This window comes from Alteromonas sp. IB21 (assembly GCF_016405965.1).
Lineage (GTDB): Bacteria > Pseudomonadota > Gammaproteobacteria > Enterobacterales > Alteromonadaceae > Alteromonas.
This window is the reverse complement of the sequence record NZ_JAEFCD010000005.1, coordinates 59,755-78,283: the sequence shown is the minus strand read 5'-3', so window position 1 is coordinate 78,283 and position 18,529 is coordinate 59,755. Positions and strand designations below refer to the sequence as shown.

Genomic DNA, 18,529 nt, shown 5'->3' with positions numbered 1-18,529 from the left:
TGCAATGTATGTTGCGGGCGTTAATTTGCGTACTATTGGGTTTAACGTACTCGTGCATCAGTATTTCTAGCATCAATTATTTTCAATTGAGTAACGAGTGAGTTTCATGCACAAAAAAACCCGCAACTATGTGCGGGTTTTCGTAATATGGCGGAGAGTGAGGGATGTGCTCGGGTACGTCCTGTACCCGCCCCTTCGGGCGCCTACGGCGGCACCAATCGTTCCCGACGATTGGTCGAACAACGGGGGCTCTCACCCTCACTCTATAGACGTTTTATTTAACCCACAAAAAAACCCGCAACTATGTGCGGGTTTTCGTAATATGGCGGAGAGTGAGGGATTCGAACCCCCGGTGGGTTTGACCCCACGTCTGATTTCAAGTCAGGTGCATTAAACCGAGCTCTGCCAACTCTCCTCAAGTGCTGCGTATCTTAATGATTTAACCAAGGGTGTAAAGCAATAATTAAAACTTTCACGTTCAAGCGAACAATTGGTAATCAATATGCCTAAAATTTAATAAATCCAGGGTGTTTGAGCGTTAAAAGATGGCATGTTCACACAGTATCGTGCCACAAGAACATGCTCGCAGGCTTGGTCAGCAAGGTTAGCGATATCGCTTTGTCCGCCGCCCTATTGTTTAGTCCATAGCAAACATGCAAGGGCAACAAATGCTCTTCCCTCGGGTGTGCGTATCGAGCATCCGATCCTTTAAACCACGCAATCAAGCAGTCTTTACGCTCGCTTTCGCTGTAAGCACTAGAATGTAATGTATCTTGTAACCAAGCGTTAAAATTCCGTGCTCTTTCTAGCGCAACGTCGGAGTTATCGAAAAAGCCCTCCATATTGTGAAAAGAAGACCCTGATCCCAACACTAAAATCCGATCCATGGAATGATAAGCTGCCAGAATATCCCTTAACGCTTCACCAAGTGCAACATGCTTTGCAGCGTTAAGGTCTGCTGCAAGCGAAAGCTGAACGACGGGGATGTCTGCATCCGGATACATAATGCTAAGCGGAATAAACATCCCGTGGTCAAAACCACGTGTTCCATTCCCGCTTGCATTAATTCCCTTTTTGTTTAGACCGTCTACGATTGATGTAGCTAGGTTAGGCTCACCCCTCGCATCATATCTAATTGAATATGCCTCTTCAGGAAACCCGTAATAGTCGTAAATTAACGTTGGGTAAGCGTTTGTTGTTACGTTGATTTTACGGGCCTCCCAATGTGCGCTTACCACAACTATTGCATTTGGCTTTGGTATTTCTTCTGAAAGCGTCGTTAGAACGTCAATCATTTCTCTATGGTACTTAGGACGCGCTACCGCCTCGCTTGATTGCATTTCAAGAAGCGGAAGCGGACCTCCGCCATGAGAAATATACGCCGTTGTAATTTGTGTGGAGCCCACCATCGATATATTCCTTATAAACGTGAACATCGGTCAGTTTTAGTAACGTTTATTTTTAGCTCTATTCACTTTGTAAATTTATCGCTGATAAACCCATCAACAGAATATTTACCACCGCCCTGAATGGTCAAAGCACTTGTTGCAGCAAGCAATGCAAGCGCGAATTCATAACCATTATTGCTCATAAACAAGCCATTTGACGCATGCACGCTAAATATCGCTACTAACATTGTAAATGCACTTACTAATGCCGCAGGACGAGTAAACGCCCCAAAAATTAACGCTAGCCCACCAAAGAATTCTGCACTCCCCGCAAGTAGTGCCATAAGAAAGCCTGGGGCTAGACCTATACTTTCCATCCATTGGCCTGTGCCCTCAAGACCGTAGCCACCGAACCACGCAAAGAGCTTTTGCGCCCCATGGGCGGTTAGAATAATACCCACAGGTACACGCAGCACCAGGCTAGAAAAACTGTTATTAGACGTGAAAATGTTTGCGATAAATTGATTGTTCATTGTCGTATCCTCGAATATTAAGTATTAGATTTGACCAGCGACCTACTCACTTTTAACCACGTGGCTCGCTAACCGTATGCAATTAGAATAGTTACCAACAGCTATTGAATAAAGCGACAAAATATAGAATGATTACCAACATAATGTTGTTAATCATCAAAAATTATGGATAAGTTATCTCTGCTGAAAACATTTAGTGTTGTTGCGAATGAAGGGAGTTTTACAAGAGCAGCACATAAGCTCGATACGTCTAATCAGCTGGTAAGCAAATATATCGCTGAGCTTGAAAAGCAACTTGATACCCGATTATTTAATCGCACCACGCGAAAAATACATCTTACAGAAGCGGGCCAGCAGTGCTTACAACACGCAAATAATATTCTTGAAAGCGTGAATGACATGGAGAGCCAGCTTGGACTCTTGAGTACAGAGGCCAAAGGCTTATTACATGTTAGCGCACCAGTTTCTTTTTCAACGTTACACTTAGCTGGAGCACTTGGTGCATTTCAACAGGCGCATCCAAACGTTTCTATAAACTTGCAATTAAATGATAGAAAGATTGATGTGGTAAATGAAGGGTTTGATGTTGCTTTGAGGGCCGGGAACCTTACTAACTCATCGCTCATTGCAAAAAGAATCACCACTATAAAACTCGCGCTTTGTGCCTCTCCTGCTTACCTTCAAAAATATGGCACACCTCGCCACCCAAAAGATCTTAAACCCGAACACTATCTCGAATATTCTTATGTGAACTATGATAACGAAGCGTCAACACTCATTGCAGCCCTGAAGGCGAACGCGCAAAAAGTAACGCCAAAGCTAACCGCCAATAATGGTGAGGTACTAACAAACGTTGCAAAGCAAGGAGAAGGCTACGTTTTGCAGCCTACATTCATTGCTGGGGAGGCCTTGAGAAAGGGCGAACTCATATCAATACTCGAAGACTATGTTCCTCAGTCTATTTCTTTGTATGCGGTTTACCCACATCGAAAGCTTATATCGAATAAGTTGAGGGTTTTCATAGACTTTCTCTGCGAATATTTTAAAGATACACCCTATTGGGACCAGTAATCATGGTTACGCATAACCAATTCACCATCTTCACTGCCTAAATGCTTCCATTATCGCTGGCACACCAGGGAACATACCAATCAATGCCATTACGGTGCAAAGCACTAAAAACGTGATACCGGGGATCAGCCAACGGCCCGCTTTACCAAGTTCACCAGCTCTATCCTTACAACCGACCAGGCCTAAATTATCCAACAACATAGTAAACGACCAGCCAAACACCGGGTTCACCAAAACCGATGAGATAACGACGAGGGCTGCTGACTGGGTTGTCTTACCTTCTCGAGTCATTTGCATACCTGCTTCCATTAACGGCAAGAACACACCAACAATTAGCGCAACGCAAAGCACTGGTGGCCAAATGGCTAAGTCCATGGGGTAACCCCAAAGTGCTGCGACCACACATAAAAAGCCTGTTACTAATGCGCCACCGGGAATGGGTCTACGAGCAATAGAAGCCGGAATAATATAGGTACCCCACGATGATGAAATATTTCCACCACCCAACAAACTGCCCACCGCCTGACGACTCGAAGCAGCAATCATGGTGTCATCTATATTCATGTGAGCTCGTTCGCTTTTTTTAGGGTAGCTTAACTTTTGAAATACTTGATGACCTAAAAAATCCGGCGACCACATAGATACCGCTAATACGGCAAAAGGTAGTACGGCAATGAAATGGGACCAGTCTGGTAAACCCAATTTCCACCCTGTGTCCTCGCCCCACCAATATGCTGGGTTTAAATTTGGCATTCCAGGCGATGTAGTAAATTCAAAAGGAGCACCAAAGGAAAAAGCAATGATTGCCGCCATAACGGCACCAAGTGGAATAGCCAACCAGCGCTTTTTTATGTGCTCTAGCCATGCGTACATCAAAATAGTTGCGATTATTACCACAAAGGCTAAATAAGCCATGTCGAAGCTCTCTGCCCATGCAAAGAGCTTTTTCACTTGCCCAGTAATACCTATAAAACCTAGGTACAATAGTAGACCGCCACAAACGCCATTACTGGTTAGTTTAGCTAACAGACTTCCGCCTTTGGTTATACCTAAAATAAATCCGAATAAGCCGATGAGTAGACCAAGGGCCATTGGATGGCCGCCTGACGCCACAATAAGCGGGACCAGCGGAAGAAGCGGGCCGTGTGTTCCTGCCAAATTAGCAGAAGGGTTTAAAAAACCTGAAATCAAAACGACGAATAAGATTGCAGCAATAAGTAATTCAAAGCGTACGTTTTCAATGACAAACTCTGGCGATAGCCCTAAAGGAGCCGCGAATGCGCCGACGACCGCCGCAACCATAACGATTTTACCTATGGTTGCTGCCATGCCCGGAACGAAGTCTTCCCACTCAACGCGGTAGTCTCTTCCTGGCAAATTCAAGCGCCAACGCTTAGGCGCCAATATTTGTAGCTCGTGGTCTAAATAATCGTCTCTTGAATTAAACTTGCTACTTGGCTTGTGAAGATTTTGATACGAAGAGCTTTCTTGTGACACATAACACCTTTAGATTGCGCGAAGAAAACGCAAGCCTAAACATGTGAATGGGATGTAACAATGCGACTGTGGTCTTATACTAAAGTTTAAATTAATAAAGGGGCATAAAAAAACCCGCAACACTGTGCGGGTTTTTCGTAATATGGCGGAGAGTGAGGGATTCGAACCCCCGGTGGGTTTGACCCCACGTCTGATTTCAAGTCAGGTGCATTAAACCGGGCTCTGCCAACTCTCCTGAAGTGCTGCGTATCTTAATGATATTTTTATGACTGTAAAGGGAAAAATTAAAAAAATTGTTTAAGTGCTGAGATTTCAATCAAATAGCGCGTTTCACACGTATAAGAGATGGTTTTGTATTCACCTGACACCATTTTCATCTGAAACTACTTGAAAATGGGAACTAAAACCCATACAACATACACTAAATAATTGTGTACCATTTTGGTCATATCATAAGTCCTGTTGGAGGAAACAATGGATCAACGTTCGATGTATTCAAGTGCATCTCAACCATCGGTATTGCAGACGAACAAGGTTCTACGCAACACCTATATGCTGCTTGCGATGACACTAGCGTTTAGTGCGGTTTGTGCTGGTATAGCAATGGCGGTAGGCATTTCTCCTATGATGTCTCTTGTTATGACTATCGGCGCTTTTATTACCCTATTTGTAGTGCAGAAAAAGGCTGATTCAGCATCTGGCATTTACTGGGTGTTTGCATTCACCGGTTTAATGGGTGCATCACTAGGCTACACGCTCAATTTCTATTTAGGTGTAGCGGGTCCAGGCCTGATCATGGAAGCACTGGGTGCTACGGCCCTTGTGTTCTTCGCACTGTCTGGCTACGCCTTAACTACTAAGAAAGACTTCTCGTTTATGGGCGGTTTCTTGGTTGTTGGATTAGTTGTTGTACTTGTAGCGGCAATTGCGAACATCTTCTTCGCAGTGCCAGCGGTAAGCTTAGCAATTAGTGCAGCGATTGTGTTCATCATGTCTGGTTTTATCCTGTTTGATACTAGCCGTATCATTCACGGTGGTGAAACAAACTACATTCGCGCGACAGTTTCGCTATACTTGAACATATACAACTTGTTCACGTCTATCCTTCACCTTCTAGGTGCGTTTGGCAGCGACGATTAATACAGCGTTAAAGGTTGAAAAGATAAACACCCCTTAGCCGGGGTGTTTTTATTTGTATGGCAGAATATTCAATACTTATCACATCATCACCTTTTAAGGGCGACACTGCATTGCGTGCCCTCGCCTTTGTGCAAGGTGCCATCGACAACGGTGATGTAATTAACCACGTCTTCTTTTACAGCGACGGGGTTCATCACACCAACAATCTAATGCTTAACACCGGTGACGAACTATTTGCTCTTGATAGCTGGAGGGCACTCGCAACTGCGCACAATGTTAAGCTACTGGTGTGCATTACTGCCGCAGTTAAGCGAGGCATTGTGAGCGAATTAGAAGCGAAAGAAAATGGCATTGCACACGCCAACCTTGCAGCGCCGTTTGAACAAGCAGGGTTGGGCGAGTTTTTTACTGCCCTTCACGAGTGTAATAGGCTGGTGCAATTCTAATGGCACGTTTACTTATTAGATTTACACAGGGCCCCTTTTCTAATGCGAAAAGCCCAGACGGTTTAGATTTCGCGCTCGCTGCAACAAACTACGGGCACGAAGTAAAGGTGATCTTCGAAAACCAAGGCGTGCTTCAGCTTGTTAAATCAGCGTCAATTAAGGGACTCAAGAATCATACTAAGCGCTTAGCCAGTATGCCCTTTTTTGACATAGAAGAATGCTTTATATGTAAAACAAGTGCAGACGCTTACGATATTGACCATGTTCTTGCAAATACTGACTTGCTTGAGGAACTTGAATGTGAGTGGGTAAATGCAGCTGAAAAACTTGCCCTTATACAAAGCGTTGACCATGTGGTGACCTTCTAATGCTTATTACTATCTCAATCCCAACGATTTCCATTGCTGATAAACAGTTTCTAACGGCTGCCGTTGAACAATCAGGCGCAGATGTAAGTGTGGTGTGTGTAAGCGACGGCGTTTATGCCCCTACAATCGAAAGTACGTTTTTTGAAAAATTAACAAATAACAGCAAAGAAGAATCGCCGTTCAAACTGGCATTTGTCGATAGCGATGCATCTTCACGAGGCGCTAGGCTGCCAGAAAACGCTACGCCTATCACTTCTAGAGAATTCGCTGCCTTGTCAGCAAAACATACGCACTGGGTAACCCTTTCATGACGCAAGAAACCTATAGCTTTAATTATAAGGGCCAAGAAATTCCTACAGACAAAGCCGGGTATTTGCTCGACTACACGCAGTGGGAAGAAGGAATGGTTGAGCCACTGGCGCAAGAAGAAAACATTGAATTAACTGAAGCTCATTGGGAAGTGGTCCGTTTCGTTCGCGCATTTTATGAAGAATACGAAACCAGCCCAGCGATCCGCGCCCTTGTAAAAGCCATGGCTAATAAATTTGGCCCAGAAAAAGGCAATAGCCGCTACCTGCAGCGACTGTTTAAAAAAGGCCCAGCTAAGCAAGCCACCAAACTTGCTGGTTTACCTAAACCGGCTAAGTGCTTATAAAACAAGATTTCAGAATAGTCTATAGAGCGTTTCTCGCATCTGATAGGAGGCTAGCAAAGTATGCTAGCCTCCTATCATAAATTATGCTTGTCGTTTGGTTTCTTTTTACCTCTAAAATCCGCTTTCTACCGTTGACTAATAAATAATTCGACGTTCGTCCCTTCGCCCGTCCTCTTAATAGAGCCGCTGCTTACTCGCTATCTTAACTAAAACTTAGAACTTGTTGGGTACTATCTATGTGTTCATTGATGCCATTGGTGCTGATATTGCAACACACCATTTACATTAGCGTTTATTCGGTATTCCTGGGCACTTATTTCATACTTGCTTGGTTGTACAGGATATAAGCGTGAATGTTTTACATAAATGGACATAGGAGGCTGTATGACAGTTCAAAAACACTACGTAATAGTTGCCAACCACGACAACGCCATTGCTTATACCTATACCAATCATGGAACCGCGCTTGTTGAAGTAAAAAGGTGGCATAACGAGTTTAGTGACGCCAGTGATCAAGATATCTACACCGGCAGGCCGGGAAGGCAGTCGGCTCCTGCGTCTCAAGTACCCGGCGTAGACAGTATGAATCGAAAAGATGCAGCTGAACTTGAGGATGAGCGTTTCGCAAGTGATATTGCAGATTGGCTAGATAGCGAGCGTAAAAGAGGTGCGCTAGGTTCAATAGATATTATTAGCGGACCAGGATTTTTGGGAAAACTTAGGAATGGAATGTCATCCGCGTGTACCGACGTGGTCGACAAAGAAGTAACAAAGAATGTTTTAGGTGCCGATGAGGAAACCTTGCTGTCCTATCTTAGATAGCACTCGATAAGATAAACAAATTAATACAGGCGGCTGTAGCAGTTTGGGTCGCCTGCCTCAAACTTAGTGAACGCTTTCTACCTTGCAAATTATTGCACTGGGTTTTAATTGCGTTCAGCGAATTGCCGAAAAACCTCTACTAAGCCTTGAGTAATTGCGTGTCTCCTATTGCCTCTGCACTTTTAAAAGTCTTTACACGGGTAATCTCAAGATCTGTATAAATACTCGGGTTATTTAATATGAACTCTACCTCATTATTGAGCATTCCCTTGGAGTCATTGGTCAGCCACGCGTCAATTGCGTGAGCGTCATGCGGCAAAAAGCAAGGTATGGATTTTTCATGATACTGGCTAAAACCATCGATAGGTGGCCGCGTCACAACCGCACAGGAAAACAACCCATTGCTAAAACGCCGGTATACCGCGCCAATAAGCAATGCTCCGCTTGTGGGCTTCATTAAATAATGTGCTTTTCCTTTTCCAACTGGGTTGGACTCCCCTACTGCCGTTGCTACCACTACCGCCCTGCGTTTTCGAATAAATTTTTCCCAATAAGGGCTATCTAGATTGCGGGCGTTAAACGTGGTTCTCTCCCCAACTTTTAACGTGTCGCCATGTGGTTTTGCATCAAACCACCATGTCGCATCTATAGTGCTATCACCAGACACAATTAAGTTGGTAATTTGCTTTTCGGGCGCTTTACCGAATGCAGGATAAAAGTTAATAACGTTGCTTGAAGAGTGCTCGTCAACAAAAAGCGGAATGGTCTGCGTAAGCCCGACTTCTTCAAGTAGTGCTATAACATCGGGTGAGTCGGTAATACGTTGTATAAATCCGCACATTGGTCACTTCCCGATCGCGCGCCCAGTAAAAAAATCCGGTATGTGAAAATACCGGATCTAAAAATAACGTTTGCAGAGATGGTCTGTCAATGAAGACCGGTTTACTTGGTAGCCTTAATCACCTCTTGCCCTGCCATGTAAGGCACTAGCGCTTTTGGAATAGTAACGCTTCCGTCTGCTTGCTGGTTATTCTCTAGAATAGCGACAAGCGTGCGCCCTACAGCCAAACCAGAACCGTTCAGTGTGTGCAGCAATTCAGGTTTATTGGTTTCAGGGTTGCGGAATCGTGCCTGCATACGCCGCGCTTGGAAATCGAGCATATTTGAACACGAAGAAATTTCACGATATGTATTTTGGGCAGGTAGCCATACTTCAAGGTCATAGGTTTTGCATGCGCCAAAGCCCATATCACCGGTACAGAGCAATACTTTACGATACGGTAATTCTAGCTTTTGAAGAATAACTTCGGCGTGACCTGTAAGTGCTTCTAACGCATCAAAACTGTCTTCCGGTTTTACTAGTTGCACAAGTTCTACTTTGTCGAACTGATGCTGGCGGATAAGACCTCGGGTGTCACGACCGTACGAACCGGCTTCTGAGCGGAAGCAAGGCGTGTGCGCTGTCATTTTCACTGGCAGTGTTTTCGCATCTAAAATTTCATCGCGGGCGATGTTTGTCAGCGGTACTTCTGCCGTTGGAATTAGGCTTAGCCCCTGCCCCTCTTCGGTTGCTGGCTTAGTGTGGAAGAGATCCGCACCAAACTTAGGCAACTGACCTGTACCGTATAGGCTGTCGGCATTGACAAGATAAGGCACGTACATTTCCTCATAACCATGCTCTTGAGTATGGGTATCTAGCATGAACTGAGAAAGCGCACGATTTAGCCGCGCAATATCACCGCGCATGACAACAAAGCGGCTGCCCGTAAGCTTACTGGCGGTTGCGAAATCTAAGCCGTTGTTCAAACCTTCAGCAACGTCTACGTGATCTTTTACTTCAAAATCAAACGTACGCGGCTCACCCCAACGAGAAATCTCAACGTTGTGGTTTTCGTTTTCACCTTCCGGCACCGACTCATGTGGCAAATTAGGAATGCCTTGCGTAAAGGTATTAATTTCTTCTAACAGTTCGCTAAGCTCCGCTTTAGCGGCATCAAGTTCGTCGCCAAGCTTACCCACTTCAGCCAAAAGCGGTGCAATATCTTCACCCTGCGCTTTTGCTTTACCAATGGATTTACTTCGTACGTTACGCTCGTTTTGCAGATCCTGTGTTCTGGACTGAAGTGTTTTTCTTTTTTCTTCAAGCGAACTGAAAGCTGCTACATCGAGGTTAAAACCACGGGCAGCCAATCGCTTAGCTGTTTGTTCTATATCGCTTCGCAAACACTTTGGATCTAACATGTGTTTCTAATTATCCTTTCATTAATTGAATGGCTAGCCAACCTGCTATTAGGCAAGCGCCAACGTTAAGAAATACATTTGCTGCGGCTTTAAGCCACAACCCGTTTTCTAATAAAGTTAAGGTTTCAACGGAAAATGTTGAAAATGTGGTAAAGGCACCTAATAACCCTACACCGATAAGCGCTCGGTATGGGGATTCGCTTAAATCGTGACGTTCGATAAAACCGTACAGCAATGCGAGTGCAAACGACCCAACCACATTCACCGTTAGTGTACCAAACGGCATGTGTTTTCCAAATAAGGAATCAACACTTGTGGTAACAAAATAACGTAAACATGCGCCGGTCGCCCCGCCAGCGGCAATAAAACAGTACAAAGCTAACCCCTGAGGCACGAATAACTCCCTAGCGCATTTTTTTAATTGAGTTGTTTGTTGAAGTGACCCTTTTTAACTAGTAAAGGTTTTAACAGTGAGTCACTGTACAGATTTGCACTTTACCTTTTATTCTGACTTCTCGCATTAAGTGTGTCGAGAAATTCACGCTTCGCTTTTAAGGCTTTTTCCAAACCGCGTTCGTTGGGGTTGTATAAGCGAGTTCCGGTAAGACTTTCTGGAAAGTAAGATTCTCCCGCCGCAAAAGCATTGGGTTCGTTATGCGCATAGCGGTAACCATCGCCGTTGCCTAGCTCTTTCATCAGCGAGGTAGGCGCATTGCGCAAGTGCATGGGAACCGGCGCATCTGAGGTTTTGCGCGCCAGTGCTTTCGCTTCGTTAAACGCCATATAAACGGCGTTACTTTTCGCCGCTAGCGCGCAATACACTGCTGCTTGCGCTATAGCACGCTCGCCTTCAGCAGGCCCTACGCGGTGAAACGTATCCCAGGCATTGATACATAGCTGCATCGCCCTAGGGTCGGCGTTACCAATATCTTCTGAGGCAATGGCAAGTAAACGCCTGCCAACGTAAAGCGCATCACCACCGCCGTCCAATATTCTCGCGTACCAATACAAAGCTGCATCTGGGTCTGAGCCTCTTACCGATTTATGGAAAGCAGAAATCAAATCGTAGAAGGTATCGCCTTTGTTGTCGTAAGTGGCAACTTTCTCGCCTACAGCATGTTCAACATCGCTAACGGTAATGTCGTTAGCGCTTGTGAAATCTGCAGCTAGTTCCAAATAAGTGAGAAGACGGCGGGCATCACCGCCACTTAAATCGATAAGCGCGTTTCTGGCTGTTTCGTCAATGCCAAGAGCCCTGTTGCCCAGTCCTTTTTCAGTATCGACTAGCGCCCTGTCGATCAGCTCCGACAGCGCGTGTGGTTCTAGCATCTTCAACACATACACACGAACTCGTGATAACAAGGCTTTGTTTAATTCAAATGAGGGGTTTTCTGTTGTTGCGCCTATAAAGGTGACAACGCCAGATTCAACAAATGGGAGAAAAGCGTCCTGCTGACTTTTATTAAACCGGTGAACTTCGTCAACAAAAAGCAGCGTTCGCTGATTATAACGGGCATTATCTTCAGCCGTATCCATAGCGGCCCTAATGTCTTTCACCCCAGAAGTAACGGCTGAAATACGCAGAACAGATGCATTGGTGTACTGAGCGATAAGCTCCGCAAGCGTAGTTTTTCCCGTGCCTGGTGGCCCCCATAAAATCATTGAGTGGCAGTGCCCTGCCTCTAACATTTTACGAAGTGGTTTGCCCTCTCCCAGTAGATGATCTTGCCCGCTATATTCTTCTATGGTAACGGGGCGCATGCGCGCCGCCAACGGCGCGAAGTCTTGATTAACGCTGGTCATCAACTATAAAGCTATCTGGGATATCTACTGAAAATGTATCGGCAGGAATAGGAAAACGGGTTTCAATATTATTGAATACTAAGGTGCTTACCTGTTGTTGGGCATCTAGCATATTGAGCGAAGCCAGTTCGTTATCTTGGTTGAAAGACAGCGTGAGAGTAACGATTTGCCCCCCTTCCTCTTTAGGCGTGATTTGATAACTTTGCATCACAGTATCGCTATTGATGTCACTTGCCGAATTGTTAGTAGATACACCACTGCTCATTTGGCTGATAGAAAACTTTGACCACGTTGCTTCATCCGTCGATGTAAGCAAAACGATAGGGTTATCTTTAATCGCATTATCTTGAGATAGTACCGTCACCTGCTCAACAAAGGTATCCACATTCCAAACCGCTTCGCCATCGGCTACCAGCAAAGTTTCATCAGGAAATGTTGTTTCCCAGCGTAGCTTATTGGGACGGGTCATGGTAAGTGTGCCTTGGGCCTCATGCACCACGTTTTGCTGCGCGTCTACTACTGTTTGAGCAAAGCCTGAACGGAACTGTTTCATGTTGCTCAATCGCGCCTGCAGCGATGAACTCACTGAGTCATCTATACTATCTTGAAGCGTTGTACCAATGACGTCTACGCTGCTATTAGTGGCTAATTCTGCCGATGCGTTGGCAGCATTTAACGTTAGGCCGCCAGCGGTTAGTGCACTTATAAAATAAACCGAAACTGCTTTATTCATTTATTCAATCCATTCGTTATTCTTTGTGGGGCGGCGGTGCAAGTACCTCACGGTTCCCGTTATGCCCCTGTGCACTTACGACACCACTCATTTCCATTTGTTCAACTAGTCGCGCAGCGCGGTTGTAACCAATTCTAAATTTACGCTGCACGCTAGAGACACTAGCTCGGCGGGTTTCAGTAACAAAAGCCACAGCTTCGTCATAAAAAGCATCAAACTCCTGGTCTTCACCTTCAGGCTGTTCACCAGGAAGTAAAACTTCTGCCGATGCCTCGCCATTTAAGATTTCGTCAATGTATTCGGGTTCACCGCGTTTTTGCCAGTCAGCTACTACAGCGTGCACTTCATGGTCGTCCACAAACGCACCGTGCACACGGGTAGGCACCGGACTTCCCGGCGGCAGATACAGCATATCTCCCATTCCTAGCAGAGTTTCAGCACCTTGCTGATCCAGTATGGTTCTTGAATCAATTTTGCTCGATACCTGAAACGCACAACGAGTTGGAATATTCGCTTTAATCAGACCTGTAATAACATCTACAGACGGACGCTGTGTGGCAAGAATAAGGTGTATGCCCGCAGCACGGGCTTTCTGTGCAATACGTGCAATGAGTTCTTCAACTTTTTTGCCCACTATCATCATCATGTCGGCAAATTCATCAACAACGACCACAATAGCGGGAAGCTTACCCAAGTCTGGCGCCTCAGCGTCCATACTTTCTTCATTCTTCCAAAGCGGATCTTTAATTGGCGTACCGTTGGCAATGGCCTCTTTAACTTTTGCGTTATAGCCTTTAAGGTTACGTACACCAAGGGCGCTCATAAGTCGATAACGGCGTTCCATTTCACCCACACACCAACGAAGCGCATTAGCGGCCTCTTTCATGTCTGTAACCACTTCCGACAGTAAATGGGGAATGCCTTCATATACAGATAGTTCAAGCATTTTGGGGTCAATCATGATCATGCGCACGTCTTCAGGCGTGCTCTTGTAGAGCAAGCTCAATATCATCACGTTTACGCCCACTGATTTACCTGAGCCTGTTGTACCAGCTACCAATAAGTGAGGCATTTTTGCCAGATCAACGACAACGGGTTGGCCTGAGATATCTGCACCCAGCACCATAGTTAACGGCGATTTATTTGATTGGAACGTGTCGCAACTAATCACTTCGCTTAAGCGCACCATTTCTCGCTTTTTATTCGGAAGTTCTAAGCCGATAACTGATTTGCCCGGAATAACTTCAACAACGCGTACTGAGATTGCTGACATAGCGCGGGCCAAGTCTTTTGAAAGGCCGGTGATTTTACTCACTTTTACCCCAGGCGCCAGATCTAACTCAAAGCGAGTAATTACCGGGCCAGGGTATACCCCCACGACTGTGGCTTCTATATTAAAATCAGCAAGCTTCTCTTCTACAAGCCGTGAAATCCCCTCAATCTCTTCAGGAGTAAGCGGATTTTCGTGCTTATCGGCGCGCTCTAATAAATCAAACGATGGCATGGGCGGTAAATTAGGGTCTACCTCTCCTGCTCTTGCTTTTACTGGTCTTGCTCCTAGCGCAGCGGGAGCAAAATTTTGTGCGTTTTGATTATTTTGAGCCTGTGCCGGAGCATTCTCGTGTTCTGCTTCCGCTGCGTGATCGCTAGAAGGTGTATTGCTTACAGAGGAAACTGGCTTAGTACCTGTTTCATAGGGCAAATCTTCATCAAACGCTTCTAACTCGTCAAAATTAATGTGCGGACTTTGCAAAGGAGCGTCGTCTTGCAGATGATCAGCAAGTATATTGTCTTTACCAGCTTCATCTTCATGAGATTTGCCGAACCCGACTTTATCTTTAACGGTATCAGTAACGGCATTGCGTAAACCTGACAAAGAAAATGGAGACTTTTTGGTGTCCGCCTGTGTGTTGTCAGATTCTGTTTCAGCCTTCTCACCCGTTTCACCTTCCGTCTCGCTACTGTTTACAGGCACTGTCTTGTTGGCGTTTTTCTTTGTGTCATATGCGTAAAACGGGGGCTCGTCGTCTAGGTCATCACTACTAAACGTTGGCTCGCTGCGCCTTGAAACCGTAGGTTGCGCGCGCGATTGCTGAGCATCAACGTTTGGCGCAAGGGGCTCAGCACGCATACTTGTGATATCTAACTCTGTACTTTCCTCGCTAGACTGTTGAGAGGATTTGTTGGAAAGAGCCAAGCGCGGCATTTCCAAAGCTAGAAGGCTCTGAGGAGCAGAAAGTGTCTTACGCCCTAACCACAGCGTACCCTCGCCTAGCCTGTCGATGATGGTTAGCCAGCTTATACCGGTAAGTAGAGTGAAACCGGTGCAGAAAAAGCATAGTAGCAAAAGTATTGTGCCCGCAGTATTAAAGTATGGCACAAGTGCTGAACTAATAACGTCGCCGACAAAACCGCCAGCTGAAAAATTGTAAATATCGTCAAAGTTAATACTGGCAATACCCGTTGCGCCAAGAGCCATGAGTAAACCGCCAATAATACGCAATCCAATGGTGAGGTAGTCAAACTCGTCCAGTTCTTTGATATGCTGAAACAAAAACCAGCCTAAAAAAGCGGCGCCAAACGGCAATAGATAAGCAAGAAAACCAAAAGAAAAAAGTAGTAGATCAGCGACCCACGCTCCGGTTGCTCCAACCCAGTTGTGTACGTCTAATTGCAACCCAGCCTGACTCCAACCTGGGTCTCCTGGATGAAAAGATGCTAGTGCCAGCAATAAAAAGAAGGCGAAAACACAGGCGATAATCATGCCTGCTTCCCACACTCGCTGAACCCCTGTTAATCGCGCCATAACCCTAAAAAACCTTCAAATTCCATCGCATTTACCACAGCTATCGTGACATGTTTTTTTACATGCTGTCACATGAGGTATGCGCTAATAGCAGCAAAGAGCTTAGCAAACTCTCTACTATTCCTAGATAATTTTTATTTTATGCAAGTCACTGAGAGTGCGATTAAATTCACATACCGGTTCCCTGCCCTTCCGTGTGACTCTTCTCATTTCCCTATAAAAAGACTCAAACACTGTATTTTTGCACAGCCTACCATAAAATTAAGCAATTGAGCCACGCTTTCATTACTTCAAATTAATGCGAAGTGACGATGTACTTTTTACCTCTTCCATCACGACATAGGTGCGTGACTCGCTAACCCCAGGTAATCGTAACAACGTATCGCCTAACAGTTTGCGGTAACTTCCCATATCCGCTACACGTGCTTTTAAAAGAAAATCAAAATCTCCCGATACCAAATGACATTCCTGTATATCGTCATGCAGTTTTACCGCAGCAGAAAATTCTGCAAAGATATCGACAGATGTCTTAGTTAAGGTTATCTCTACAAACACCAGCATTGCGGCCCCCAGCTTCTCAGGGTCAACAATGGCGTGATAACCTTTGATATAGCCTTGTGACTCTAGCCTTTTTACTCTCTCTAGACACGGACTGGGGCTTAAACCCACCTCTTTAGCAAGTTCAACGTTTGATATACGCCCGTTTTTCTGGAGTTGTATAAGAATATTCCTGTCTATTCGGTCAAGGTGTTTTGGCGTCTTTACCAGCATACAAAATATTTCATAAGTGACGATTAGCAAAATTATATTCGATAAAGCATGATTCTTCAGCAGATAGTTCGTTTTTTTATGGCGTATACTCGCCGAATATCGTGTTGGGCAACTTTACCCATAACTATAGATTGAAATTCAACCCGAGCCGCATAGAAGCTCACTTTAAAATTGAGGACGATACATGATAGTTGGTGTACCAAAAGAAATTAAAAACCATGAGTACCGTGTTGGCTTAACACCTGCGGCGGTAAAAGAATTTGTTACCCATGGCCACAGTGTTTTAGTTGAAACTAACGCGGGCGATGCTATTGGTTTCACCGACGATTTGTATATCGAGGCAGGCGCGTCAATTGCAACTACAGCCGAGCAGGTGTTTGCAGAAGCAGAAATGATTGTAAAAGTGAAAGAGCCACAACCTAACGAGTGTAAAATGCTGCGTAAGGGTCAAACACTTTACACTTACCTACACCTTGCCCCAGATCCTACACAAACTAAACTTCTCGTGGAATCAGGCGCAACATGTATTGCATATGAAACCGTAACTGACGAACGCAACGGGCTGCCGCTACTTGCTCCTATGAGTGAGGTTGCTGGTCGTATGTCGGTTCAAGCCGGTGCACATTATTTAGAAAAAGCGCACGGCGGTAGCGGCACGCTTCTTGGTGGCGTACCAGGTGTAGCGCCAGGCAAAGTACTAGTTATTGGTGGTGGTGTTGTAGGGACTAACGCCGCGAAAATGGCGCTTGGTCTTGGCGCTGACGTGACCATCTTGGATCGTTCTCTTCCACGTCTTCGTCAGCTCGACGACATTTTTAATGGTCAGGTAAAAACAGTTTATTCAACTGTTGATGCTATCGAGCACTATTCATCAAAAGCTGATCTTGTTGTTGGTGCTGTTCTTATCCCTGGTGCAGCGGCGCCAAAACTGCTTACTCGCGAACAGATAAAGGCAATGAAGCCTGGCTCAGTACTTGTTGACGTTGCGATCGACCAAGGTGGCTGTTTTGAAACCTCTAAAGCCACTACTCACCAAGACCCTGTTTATATCGTAGATGATGTGGTTCACTACTGTGTTGCGAACATGCCAGGTGGCGTTGCGCGCACCTCTACAATGGCACTTAACAACGCTACATTGCCATTCGGCTTAGCCCTAGCAAACAAAGGCCCAGCGAAAGCCATGCTTGAAGACAAGCACTTGCTTAACGGCCTAAATGTTCACGAGGGTAAAGTAACCTATAAGGCAGTAGTTGATGCACTAGGTGAAGAACTAGGCCTAACATATACGCCTGCTGAAGTTGCACTTAAAGGCGAATAAGTTAGTTTCACTAGGGTGAGTTGAGGGCCATACACTTTCTTCCCACCCTATCAATAAAAAGCTCGGCATGTGGTTATCACAGCCGAGCTTTTTTGATTTTGCTAGTTCATTTTGCTTTCTTACCTTTAGAAAACGATGATACCTTATACCATTAATCCGCATAGATAAGTGGGTAATTATCTATGCGGACTGGTATTAGCTAGCTGAACTACATAAGCACATTGTGTTGGTAGCACCATCAACATTCTAACGAGGCGTTTACTGCGTTAAGCACAGCAATAGGGTCGTCAGCTTTAGTAATAGGTCGCCCCATTACTAAATAACTCACACCCGCTTTCATTGCATCAGGAGGTGTCATAACCCTTTTTTGATCGCCTGCGTCTGCGCCTGCTGGACGAATACCAGGTGTCACTAGAAGGAAGTCGTCGCTATGTTTTTCACGCAACGCGCTGGCTTCTTGCGCTGAACATACAATGCCGTCTAACCCTGCTTTTTCAGTCAGCGCTGCTAAACGCAGTACTTGTTGCTCTGGTGTTACGTTGCTTACCACGTCAGCTAACTGCGCCTCGTCCATGCTGGTGAGTACAGTAACCGCGATTAGTTTGGTTTGAGGGTTGCTGCTTGTTGCAATGGCTTCTTTAGCCGCTTGCATCATTGGCAACCCGCCAGAAGCATGCACGTTTACCATCCATACACCCAGCTCCGCCGCTGCTTTACATGCTTTGGCTACCGTATTGGGGATATCATGAAATTTCAAATCGAGAAAAACATCATAGCCTTTGGCGATAAGCGCCTTCACAAACTCTGGCCCGAATAAGGTGAACATTTCTTTGCCCACTTTTAGCTTACACAAGCTTGGATCTAATTTATCCACAAACTCCAAGGCAGTGTCTTTATTGTCATAATCTAAAGCAACAATAACGCGTGGGTCATGCAT

19 protein-coding genes and 2 tRNA genes are annotated in these 18,529 nt (G+C 45.3%); 8 read left to right on the top strand and 13 right to left on the bottom strand.

The window, feature by feature from the left end:
- Positions 1–323: 323 nt before the first annotated feature.
- From JC525_RS05275 to JC525_RS05265, 3 genes are all read right to left on the bottom strand, one after another.
- Positions 324–415 (bottom strand) — tRNA-Ser (locus JC525_RS05275).
- Positions 416–554: 139 nt separating this feature from the next.
- Positions 555–1,409 carry a DODA-type extradiol aromatic ring-opening family dioxygenase gene (locus tag JC525_RS05270; protein ID WP_198814876.1) on the bottom strand — a complete coding sequence of 285 codons (855 nt, stop codon included), beginning with the start codon at positions 1,407–1,409 and terminating at the stop codon, positions 555–557.
- A gap of 62 nt (positions 1,410–1,471) precedes the next feature.
- Positions 1,472–1,921: a DoxX family protein gene (locus tag JC525_RS05265; protein WP_198814875.1), complete on the bottom strand. Its 450-nt coding sequence runs from the start codon at positions 1,919–1,921 to the stop codon at positions 1,472–1,474.
- A 165-nt stretch (positions 1,922–2,086) separates the two neighbouring features.
- Between JC525_RS05265 and JC525_RS05260 the strand changes: the two genes are divergently transcribed.
- Positions 2,087–2,992, top strand: a complete 906-nt coding sequence (locus JC525_RS05260) for a LysR family transcriptional regulator (protein ID WP_198814874.1) — start codon at positions 2,087–2,089, stop codon at positions 2,990–2,992.
- 30 nt (positions 2,993–3,022) lie between these two features.
- On the opposite strand, the gene JC525_RS05255 is transcribed toward JC525_RS05260, so the two are convergent.
- Together JC525_RS05255 and JC525_RS05250 are read right to left on the bottom strand one after the other, a co-directional pair.
- Positions 3,023–4,489, bottom strand: a complete 1,467-nt coding sequence (locus tag JC525_RS05255; RefSeq protein WP_198814873.1) for a DUF3360 family protein — start codon at positions 4,487–4,489, stop codon at positions 3,023–3,025.
- A 143-nt stretch (positions 4,490–4,632) separates the two neighbouring features.
- A tRNA-Ser gene (locus JC525_RS05250) sits at positions 4,633–4,724 on the bottom strand.
- 239 nt (positions 4,725–4,963) lie between these two features.
- Here JC525_RS05250 and JC525_RS05245 point away from each other — a divergent pair.
- The 6 genes from JC525_RS05245 (at position 4,964) to JC525_RS05220 (ending at position 7,920) form a co-directional block, all read left to right on the top strand.
- A complete protein-coding gene (locus JC525_RS05245) occupies positions 4,964–5,629 on the top strand; it encodes a Bax inhibitor-1 family protein (RefSeq protein ID WP_198814872.1) in 666 nt (221 codons plus the stop codon).
- 56 nt (positions 5,630–5,685) lie between these two features.
- Positions 5,686–6,075 carry a sulfurtransferase complex subunit TusD gene (gene tusD, locus JC525_RS05240; RefSeq protein WP_198814871.1) on the top strand — a complete coding sequence of 130 codons (390 nt, stop codon included), beginning with the start codon at positions 5,686–5,688 and terminating at the stop codon, positions 6,073–6,075.
- A complete protein-coding gene (locus tag JC525_RS05235; protein ID WP_198814870.1) occupies positions 6,075–6,443 on the top strand; it encodes a DsrE family protein in 369 nt (122 codons plus the stop codon). The genes tusD and JC525_RS05235 overlap by 1 nt, the downstream gene beginning before the upstream one ends.
- Complete coding sequence (locus JC525_RS05230; RefSeq protein WP_198814869.1) at positions 6,443–6,754, top strand: DsrH/TusB family sulfur metabolism protein; 312 nt, start codon at positions 6,443–6,445, stop codon at positions 6,752–6,754. Before JC525_RS05235 ends, JC525_RS05230 begins: the two co-directional genes overlap by 1 nt.
- The gene (locus JC525_RS05225; RefSeq protein ID WP_198814868.1) at positions 6,751–7,098 is read left to right on the top strand and encodes a TusE/DsrC/DsvC family sulfur relay protein; all 348 of its coding nucleotides are present in this window, start codon (positions 6,751–6,753) and stop codon (positions 7,096–7,098) included. Before JC525_RS05230 ends, JC525_RS05225 begins: the two co-directional genes overlap by 4 nt.
- A gap of 384 nt (positions 7,099–7,482) precedes the next feature.
- Positions 7,483–7,920: a baeRF12 domain-containing protein gene (locus JC525_RS05220; protein WP_198814867.1), complete on the top strand. Its 438-nt coding sequence runs from the start codon at positions 7,483–7,485 to the stop codon at positions 7,918–7,920.
- Positions 7,921–8,059: 139 nt separating this feature from the next.
- On the opposite strand, the gene JC525_RS05215 is transcribed toward JC525_RS05220, so the two are convergent.
- The 7 genes from JC525_RS05215 to lrp form a co-directional block, all read right to left on the bottom strand.
- Positions 8,060–8,761 carry an SOS response-associated peptidase family protein gene (locus JC525_RS05215; protein WP_198814866.1) on the bottom strand — a complete coding sequence of 234 codons (702 nt, stop codon included), beginning with the start codon at positions 8,759–8,761 and terminating at the stop codon, positions 8,060–8,062.
- A 101-nt stretch (positions 8,762–8,862) separates the two neighbouring features.
- Positions 8,863–10,161, bottom strand: coding sequence for a serine--tRNA ligase (gene serS, locus JC525_RS05210; protein WP_198814865.1), 1,299 nt, complete (start codon positions 10,159–10,161; stop codon positions 8,863–8,865).
- Between the two features lie 10 nt (positions 10,162–10,171).
- On the bottom strand, positions 10,172–10,555 hold the full coding sequence (crcB, locus tag JC525_RS05205) for a fluoride efflux transporter CrcB (RefSeq protein ID WP_198814864.1): 384 nt from the start codon (positions 10,553–10,555) through the stop codon (positions 10,172–10,174).
- 101 nt (positions 10,556–10,656) lie between these two features.
- Positions 10,657–11,964, bottom strand: coding sequence for a replication-associated recombination protein A (locus tag JC525_RS05200; protein ID WP_198814863.1), 1,308 nt, complete (start codon positions 11,962–11,964; stop codon positions 10,657–10,659).
- A complete protein-coding gene (gene lolA / locus JC525_RS05195; RefSeq protein WP_198814862.1) occupies positions 11,951–12,697 on the bottom strand; it encodes an outer membrane lipoprotein chaperone LolA in 747 nt (248 codons plus the stop codon). Before lolA ends, JC525_RS05200 begins: the two co-directional genes overlap by 14 nt.
- Positions 12,698–12,713: 16 nt before the next feature.
- Complete coding sequence (locus JC525_RS20185; protein ID WP_198814861.1) at positions 12,714–15,503, bottom strand: DNA translocase FtsK; 2,790 nt, start codon at positions 15,501–15,503, stop codon at positions 12,714–12,716.
- Between the two features lie 285 nt (positions 15,504–15,788).
- Positions 15,789–16,274: a leucine-responsive transcriptional regulator Lrp gene (gene lrp / locus JC525_RS05185; protein ID WP_198814860.1), complete on the bottom strand. Its 486-nt coding sequence runs from the start codon at positions 16,272–16,274 to the stop codon at positions 15,789–15,791.
- Positions 16,275–16,458: 184 nt separating this feature from the next.
- Here lrp and ald point away from each other — a divergent pair, with 184 nt between their 5' ends.
- Positions 16,459–17,592, top strand: coding sequence for an alanine dehydrogenase (gene ald / locus JC525_RS05180; protein WP_198814859.1), 1,134 nt, complete (start codon positions 16,459–16,461; stop codon positions 17,590–17,592).
- 238 nt (positions 17,593–17,830) lie between these two features.
- Here the strand turns inward: ald and pyrF are convergent, their stop codons facing one another.
- Positions 17,831–18,529 (bottom strand): orotidine-5'-phosphate decarboxylase, encoded by a 699-nt coding sequence (gene pyrF, locus JC525_RS05175; RefSeq protein WP_198814858.1) that lies wholly within the window; start codon positions 18,527–18,529, stop codon positions 17,831–17,833.